The sequence below is a fragment of the Azonexus fungiphilus genome (genome assembly GCF_003634965.1).
In the GTDB taxonomy this organism is placed as follows: domain Bacteria; phylum Pseudomonadota; class Gammaproteobacteria; order Burkholderiales; family Rhodocyclaceae; genus Azonexus; species Azonexus fungiphilus.
On sequence record NZ_RBXP01000014.1, the window covers coordinates 407,715 to 414,118 of the forward strand.

General features: G+C 65.7%; 8 protein-coding genes and 1 other RNA gene. 6 read left to right on the plus strand and 3 right to left on the minus strand.

From position 1 onward, the window contains the following. Nucleotides 1-25 precede the first annotated feature (25 nt). Nucleotides 26-1,057 (plus strand): dihydroorotase, encoded by a 1,032-nt coding sequence (pyrC, locus tag DFR40_RS09490; RefSeq protein WP_121458225.1) that lies wholly within the window; start codon nt 26-28, stop codon nt 1,055-1,057. Nucleotides 1,058-1,104: 47 nt separating this feature from the next. Further along, a complete protein-coding gene (locus DFR40_RS09495) occupies nt 1,105-1,509 on the plus strand; it encodes a hypothetical protein (RefSeq protein WP_147431308.1) in 405 nt (134 codons plus the stop codon). A 9-nt stretch (nt 1,510-1,518) separates the two neighbouring features. Here the strand turns inward: DFR40_RS09495 and infA are convergent, their stop codons facing one another. After that, entirely contained in the window at nt 1,519-1,782 is a 264-nt protein-coding gene (gene infA, locus DFR40_RS09500) for a translation initiation factor IF-1 (RefSeq protein ID WP_121458227.1), read from the minus strand. A gap of 275 nt (nt 1,783-2,057) precedes the next feature. After that, on the minus strand, nt 2,058-3,740 hold the full coding sequence (leuA, locus tag DFR40_RS09505) for a 2-isopropylmalate synthase (protein WP_121458228.1): 1,683 nt from the start codon (nt 3,738-3,740) through the stop codon (nt 2,058-2,060). A gap of 132 nt (nt 3,741-3,872) precedes the next feature. Between leuA and DFR40_RS09510 the strand changes: the two genes are divergently transcribed. The 4 genes from DFR40_RS09510 to DFR40_RS09525 all read left to right on the plus strand — a co-directional run bounded on the left by DFR40_RS09510 (nt 3,873) and on the right by DFR40_RS09525 (nt 6,091). Further along, nucleotides 3,873-4,337 (plus strand): Lrp/AsnC family transcriptional regulator, encoded by a 465-nt coding sequence (locus DFR40_RS09510; protein ID WP_121458265.1) that lies wholly within the window; start codon nt 3,873-3,875, stop codon nt 4,335-4,337. 41 nt (nt 4,338-4,378) lie between these two features. After that, nucleotides 4,379-4,549 carry a hypothetical protein gene (locus DFR40_RS17150; RefSeq protein WP_170160192.1) on the plus strand — a complete coding sequence of 57 codons (171 nt, stop codon included), beginning with the start codon at nt 4,379-4,381 and terminating at the stop codon, nt 4,547-4,549. Between the two features lie 27 nt (nt 4,550-4,576). After that, nucleotides 4,577-4,958, plus strand: an RNA gene (gene rnpB / locus DFR40_RS09520) — RNase P RNA component class A. Between the two features lie 17 nt (nt 4,959-4,975). Further along, nucleotides 4,976-6,091: a methyltransferase gene (locus tag DFR40_RS09525; RefSeq protein ID WP_121458230.1), complete on the plus strand. Its 1,116-nt coding sequence runs from the start codon at nt 4,976-4,978 to the stop codon at nt 6,089-6,091. A 49-nt stretch (nt 6,092-6,140) separates the two neighbouring features. On the opposite strand, the gene DFR40_RS09530 is transcribed toward DFR40_RS09525, so the two are convergent. Further along, the coding region (locus DFR40_RS09530) for an FAD-dependent oxidoreductase (RefSeq protein WP_170160193.1) at nt 6,141-6,404 on the minus strand (264 nt) is incomplete at its 5' end.

Below are 6,404 nucleotides of genomic sequence, written 5' to 3' on the forward strand. Positions count from 1 at the left end.
CCGGGAAATTCACGCGAGAGACTCCATGCAAATCACCATCACCCGCCCCGACGACTGGCACCTCCACCTGCGCGACGGCGAAGCCCTGGCCGCCGTGCTGCCGCATACCGCCCGCCAGTTCGGCCGGGCCATCGTCATGCCCAACCTGAAGCCGCCGGTGACCACGGTCGAACTGGCCGCCGCCTACCGCGACCGCATCCTGGCCGCACTGCCGGCCGGCATGGCTTTCGAACCGCTGATGACGCTTTACCTGACCGACAACATGCAGCCGGCCGAGATCACCCGGGCCGCGGCGTCCGGCTTCGTCAAGGCGGTCAAGCTCTATCCGGCCGGCGCGACGACCAATTCCGATGCCGGCCTGACCGACATCCGCAAGGCCGACGCGACGCTCGCCGAAATGGAGCGGGTTGGCCTGCCGTTGCTGGTGCACGGCGAAGTCACCGATCCGGCGGTCGACCTGTTCGACCGCGAAAAAGTCTTCATCGACACCGTGCTGCTGCCGCTGACGCAACGCTTCCCGAAGCTGAAGGTGGTGATGGAGCACATCACCACCAAGGATGCGGCCGAGTTCGTGGCGTCGTCCGCCGCCAACGTCGCGGCGACGATCACCGCCCACCACCTGCTTTACAACCGCAACGCCATCTTCCAGGGCGGCGTGCGCCCGCACTGGTACTGCCTGCCGGTGTTGAAGCGCGAGACGCACCGCGAGGCGCTGGTCGCGGCGGCGATTTCCGGCAACCCGAAATTCTTCCTCGGTACCGATTCGGCGCCGCATGCCAGGGGCGCCAAGGAAGCCGCCTGCGGTTGCGCCGGCTGCTACACCGCCTATGCGGCGATCGAGCTCTATGCCGAAGCCTTCGAGAATGCCGGCGCGCTCGACCAGCTCGAGGCCTTCGCCAGCTTCAACGGTCCGGACTGGTACGGCCTGCCGCGCAACGCCGATACGGTGACGCTGGTCAAGGAGACATGGACGGTGCCGGCGAGCTATCCTTACGTCAGTACCGACGACATCGTGCCGCTGCGTGCGGGCGAGTCGCTCTCCTGGAAAATGCGCTGAGGAAAACGACCATGCGCCTGCCCGCCTTGCTTGCTGCCGTGCTTGCCGTGCCCCTGCTGTCCGCCTGTGTCGACGACCGGGCCTCGTGGTCGATCGACGGCACGCGCGAGCACGCGCTGTCGGTGATTCGCGAGCAGCCGCTGTTCTGGGACAAGAAGGTCAATCTCTACGTGGTCGTGTCGCGGATGCCCGCCTGCAACCGCCGGCATGCGCTGGGCGCCGGCTCCGAGAATACCCGGGTGGAAGTCTATCAGGTGCCGTCGGGGGCCTTCGTCGTCAAGGCCGGCAAGCGCATGTACGCGACCGAGTCGCAGACCTGCGAGTCCTGGGCCCGGCTGGAAGAGGAGCCGGCCGAGGGGCTGGGCGAGTTGCGCGGGGTGTTCCGTGTGCGCAACGGCCAGTTCGCCTTCTTCGCCGAGCAGCCGGAGGCGGCCGGCGAGGATGCGGAGTGAGCCGCTCGTTCAGTGACGGCGGCGCGGGGGCGGCGGCGTGCTGCCGTTGCGCGTTTCCAGGTGGCGGAAGGTGATCCGTCCCTTGGTCAGGTCGTAGGGCGACAGTTCCAGGCTGACCTTGTCGCCGAGCAGGATGCGGATGTGGTGCTTCTTCATCTTGCCGGCCGTGTAGGCGACCATCTTGTGGCCGTTTTCCAGCAGTACGCGATAGCGTCCATCGGGCAGGACGTCTTCGACGACGCCCATCATTTCGAGTAGTTCTTCCTTGGCCATGTGATTCTCCTCCGGCGATAGTGGCGGCAAGGCCGCGGTCTGGCGGCGGTTGCGCGGGTGGTGCGCTATGCGACGGGGAAATGGGCGCTTCGGTCTGCCGGAGCGGTCGCTGGGCGACGGCGGCAGGGTGAGGGCATTTACGCGGGGCAGAACGACGGGATCGGAGCCGGCTGGCTCCTGCGAAGCCTGTGGATGATACGCCGCTGTGCCCGTTCTGGCAAGGAAGTCGAGGAAATTCAGGTGCTTGCCGAGCGCCCGGCAAGCACCTGCGGGCTTCAGGCGGCGGCGTCGATGGCGCTGACCCCGAGCCGGTTGATGCCGCTGATCAGGGCCTTGATCGAGGCGGTGACGATGTTGCCGTCGATGCCGGCGCCGTAGCATTCGCCGCGGCCGCTGGCGGCCATCTCGATGAAGGCGCAGGCACGGGCGTTGCCGTCCTCGCCCATCGGCACCATCGAGCGTTCCTCGTAGCTGCGCACCTGGGCGTGGATGCCGGCGCTCGCCAGGGCGTGCATGGCGGCGTTGATCGGGCCGTTGCCTTCGCCGCTGAGCACGTGCGTGGTGCCGCCGATGTCGACGGTGAGGCGGATGCCCTGCTGCTGGCCGTGCTCGAACAGATGGTGCTCGCGGTAGCGGATGCAGTCGCCGGCGTCGAGGTAGGTCTGGCTGAAGAGATGCCAGATGGCGTCGGCGCTGACTTCGCCGCCGTGGGTGTCGGTATGGCGCTGGACGACGCCGGAGAACTCGACCTGGAGGCGGCGCGGCATGACCACGCCGTGTTCGGTTTCCATCAGGTAGGCGATGCCGCCCTTGCCCGACTGGCTGTTCACGCGGATCACCGAGTCGTAGGAACGGCCAACGTCGGCCGGGTCGATCGGGAGGTAGGGCACTGACCAAGTCTCATCCGCCTTTTGAGCGGCAAACCCCTTCTTGATGGCGTCCTGGTGGGAGCCGGAGAAGGCCGTGAAAACGAGATCCCCGACGTACGGGTGGCGCGGATGGATCGGGAGCTGGGTGCAGTGTTCGTAGGTGCGGGCGACGGCGTTGATGTCGGAGAAGTCGAGCTGCGGATCGACGCCCTGGGTGTGCATGTTGAGCGCGAGGGTGACCAGGTCGACGTTGCCGGTGCGCTCGCCGTTGCCGAAGAGGCAGCCCTCGACGCGGTCGGCGCCGGCCATCAGGCCGAGTTCGGCGGCAGCGACGGCGGTGCCGCGGTCGTTGTGCGGATGGAGGCTGATGATCACGCTGTCGCGGCGTTCGAGGTGGCGGTGCATCCACTCGATCTGGTCGGCGTAGATGTTCGGCGTGGCGATCTCGACCGTGGTCGGGAGATTGAGGATGACCTTGTTGTCCGGCGTCGCGCCCCAGGCGGCGGTGACCGCGTCGCAGACTTCCTTGGCGAAGTCGAGTTCGGTGGCGGTGAACAATTCCGGGCTGTATTCGAGCGTGATCTTCGTTTCCGGCATTTCGGCAGCGAGCGTTTTGATCAACTTGACCGCGTCGACCGCCATCGTCACCACTTCGGCCTTGCTCATGCCGAAGACGAAATCGCGGAAGCTCGGGCAGGTGGCGTTGTAGACATGGACGATGGCTTGTTTCGCGCCCTTCAAGGATTCGAAAGTGCGGCGGATGAGGTGCTCGCGCGCCTGGGTGAGGACTTCGATGGTGACATCGTCGGGGATGTGTTTTTCCTCGATGAGGCGGCGGACGAAGCCGAATTCGGTTTCCGACGCCGACGGGAAGGCGATCTCGATCTGCTTGAAGCCGATCCGGCAGAGCGTCTTGAACATCTGCATCTTCTTGTCGGCGTTCATCGGCTCGAACAAGGCCTGGTTGCCGTCGCGCAGGTCGGTGCTCATCCAGATCGGCGCTTGCGTGATGGTGCGGTTCGGCCACTGACGGTCGACCAGGCCGACGGGCGGAAAAGCGGTGTATTTGGACGATTTCTGCTGCGACATGATGCGGCTCCGGAAAATTTTTGCGATGGCGAAATATTACGTAAAAGCCGGCGGCAGGTGCTTGCGTTTTGTGGCATGATTTGCCGTTGAATTGGCAGAAAATTGCGTAAACAGGAAATTATGGGCAATCAATTGACGATCGATCGTTACGACCGGCAAATTCTCGCTGTCCTGCAGCAGGATGGGCGGATCAGCAACCAGGAACTGGCCGACCGCATCGGCCTGTCGCCGTCGCCCTGCCTGCGCCGGGTGCGTACGCTTGAGGAGGCCGGCTTGATCGCCGGCTACCGCGCCCTGCTCGATGCGAAGAAGCTCGGCCTGACGCTGATGGCGCTGATCGGCATCTCGATGGACCAGCACACGCCCGAGCGCTTCGCCAACCTCGAAGCGACCATCTCGGACATTCCCGAAGTGCTCGAATGCCTGCTCATCACCGGCCAGCAGTCGGACTACCAGCTCAAGGTCGTGGTTCGCGACATGGATGCCTATCAGGACCTGCTGCTCAACAAGATCACGCGCATCCAGGGCGTCACCGGGGTGCACACCAGTTTCGTGCTGCGCAAAGTGGTCGACCGTACCGCCTTGCCGCTGGGCTGAGCGATGCTATCATCATCGCCTTTTCCTTGATCGAGGGCAGCATGAGCCAGCAGGATCGCACCGAACGCCGCCGCGTCGACCGCCGCCGTCAGCCGGTCGGCTCGCCGCCTTTCCTGACCGCCAACGGCCTGGTCCCGATAGAACGGCGGGCGCGCGTCGACCGCCGCTTCAGCTGGTTCCGCGAGCTCGTTCTCGACTTCGACGGCGCCTGAGGCCGATCCGCGTATAATCCGCCCCGGAAAGTCGGCCAGGCAATCGCTGGATACTTCGGTATCGGGAGGAAAGTCCGGGCTCCATTGGGCGGGATGCCAGTTAACGACTGGGTGCTATAAGTCGCAAGACCCAAGGCAACGGAAAGTGCAACAGAGAATAGACCGCCGATGGCGTCGCAAGACGCACAGGTAAGGGTGAAACGGCGAGGTAAGAGCTCACCGCGTCCACGGTAACGGCGGACGGCACGGTAAACCCCATCCGGAGCAAGACCAAATAGGGAAGCTGAGGCGTGGCCCGCGCTGCTTCCGGGTAGGTTGCTTGAGCCTGTCGGTGACGGCAGGCCTAGAGGAATGATTGCCGAACCTCGCGAGAGGGGAACAGAACCCGGCTTATCGGCCGGCTTTCCACCACTTACAATTGCCCGCATGAATCCCCTGATCGAATGGCCGGAGAACGGCCAGACCCGTCGCGCCCGCTGGCGCTCCGAAGCCGGCCTGGCGGCGCCGCAGACGCTGGAAATCGTCGACGACAGCCTGGGTGCCGACGCTGCCTTCGCTGCCATGCTCGATGGTCACGCCTTGCTCTGGCGCGGCGACTGGATGCAGGTCCGCCGGCTGATCCAGGAGCTGACCCGTCGCGCCGACCGCCATTTCGCCGTCAAGGCCGGTGATCCGCACAGTTTCGCCGCCCACCGCCAGCGCCAGGGGCAGCGTGCCGCCTTGCTCGCCCGCCTGCTGGTGCCGCTCGGTCCCGACTACAAGCTGCCGCTGCGCCGTGCCCAGGATGTCCGCCCGGCTTGTCGCGAAGCCTGGGGCAAGCCCGATGGCAGCAACAGCGTCGTTGCGCTGCGCGAACTGCTGGCCGTGATCAGCGCCCACGAATGGCGCAAGAAGGGCGTGCCGGTGGCGGCGGTCGGTGGCCGCATCCATCCGCATTACGGCGTTTTCTCGCCGGTGCGCGGCGAATACGTCGACCTGGTCGCGCAGGCGCCGCTGCCGCCGGCTTGCGATCTGGCCTTCGACATCGGTACCGGTTCCGGCGTCCTCGCCGCGGTGCTCGCCCGCCGAGGCCTGAATGTCGTCGCCACCGACATGGCGCCGCGGGCACTGGCCTGTGCCACGGAAAATGTCGAAAAACTCGGGTTGACCGTCAAAGTCCGCATCGTCGAGGCCGATCTCTTTCCCGAAGGCCGGGCGCCGCTGGTCGTCTGCAATCCGCCCTGGCTGCCGGGACAGCCGACTTCGCCGGTCGAATACGCGGTCTACGATCCCGACTCGCGCATGCTGCGCGGTTTCCTCGACGGCCTGGCGGCACATCTGGCACCGGGCGGCGAGGGCTGGTTGATCATGTCCGACCTCGCCGAACATCTCGGCCTGCGCAGTCGGAGCGATTTGCCGCAGTGGATCGATCAGGCCGGCCTGCGCGTCGTCGCGCGCATCGACACCCGGCCGACGCATGGCAAGGCGCAGGATCGCAGCGATCCCTTGCACGCCGCGCGTGCCGCCGAAGTGACGTCCTTGTGGCGGCTCGCCGCGCAATGAAAAACGGCCGACCTTCACGGTCGACCGTCAAATTTGCGCAAAAACCGGATCAGCTGCGGATCAGGTGGTCGAAGGCGCTGAGCGAGGCGGTGGCGCCGGCGCCCATGGCGATGATGATCTGCTTGTAGGGCACCGTCGTGCAGTCGCCGGCGGCGAAGACGCCGGGCAACGAGGTGTGGCCCTTGGCGTCGATGACGATCTCGCCGAACTTCGACAGTTCGAGCGTGCCCTTCAGCCAGTCGGTGTTCGGCAAGAGGCCGATCTGGACGAAGATGCCTTCGAGTTCGACATGGCGCTCCTCGCCGGAAACGCG